This window comes from Vibrio sp. 779(2023) (assembly GCF_033344285.1).
Lineage (GTDB): Bacteria > Pseudomonadota > Gammaproteobacteria > Enterobacterales > Vibrionaceae > Vibrio > Vibrio alginolyticus.
The window spans coordinates 1-1,069 of record NZ_JAWPOM010000111.1; the positions used below are offsets into that span (position 1 = coordinate 1).

Annotated in this window: 1 protein-coding gene; it reads left to right on the forward strand. The window is 44.9% G+C overall.

Annotation, left to right across the window (positions count from 1 at the left end):
• The first annotated feature begins 86 nt into the window (after positions 1 to 86).
• Complete coding sequence (locus tag R8O70_RS25350; protein ID WP_141180312.1) at positions 87 to 1,019, forward strand: YeiH family protein; 933 nt, start codon at positions 87 to 89, stop codon at positions 1,017 to 1,019.
• The last annotated feature ends 50 nt before the right edge of the window (positions 1,020 to 1,069 follow it).

Below are 1,069 nucleotides of genomic sequence, written 5' to 3' on the forward strand. Positions count from 1 at the left end.
GAACGTGTGTTCAAATCATTAAGACAAACTGACCAGATACAGTGCGATATACTCTCGCTTTCACTAACGACAATGAATCATAAATCTTGAACAGAAAGTACATCCCCTTTGGACTGGCACTGCTTTTTTGCTTAACTCCTTTTGTGTCATCCCCTATTGCACTTGTTATTGGCTTCTTACTTGCCAGCTTTGGCTTAGTTCCTACTGAGTTACCCATCGCCTCTTTCACCAAAAAACTGCTTTCTTATTCTATTATCGGTTTAGGGTTTGGTATCAATTTTGAACAGGCATTGTCTGTCACGTCAGATGGTATAGGGCTAATTATCGCTACGATTGTCGGCACACTCGTCATTGGCTTACTCATCGCCAAAGTAATCAAACTCGAAACGACGACTGCGTATCTCATTTCATCCGGAACTGCGATATGTGGTGGCAGCGCAATTGCTGCGGTCGCACCAGCAATCAGAGCCAAAGATGAACAAATAGGTTTGGCACTCGCTACCGTTTTTGTACTCAACTCTCTAGCGTTGTTCATCTTCCCCGTCATTGGTCATGCGTTAAACCTAGACCAACACACCTTTGGGACATGGGCGGCAATTGCGATTCATGATACTTCGTCTGTTGTTGGCGCTGCCTCTGCCTACGGTGAAGAGGCACTGACAACTGCAACCACGCTCAAACTGGCGCGAGCCTTGTGGATCATTCCTGTTGCTTTGATTAGCGCCGTGATTTTCTCACGTGGGAACAAAGAGAACGGTTCGAAAAAGTTAGTGATTCCTTACTTCATTTTCTGGTATTGCGCGGCCATCGCCTTTAGTGATTTCTTCCCACAATTTGAGGTGGTGTATCACGGTATTTTTACCATTGCGAAGCAAGCTCTGGTGGTGTGCTTATTCTTGATAGGATGTAGTATTTCGATTTCGAAACTGAAATCTTCGGGCCCTAAACCGCTGTTGTTTGGTGTGACTTTATGGGTATTAATTTCCACCACGTCACTAAGCTGGCTAGTACTTAGATAATCGTTGTCGACTTATCGCGTTGGTCGGAGGTTGACTCTTGTTTGTCACTC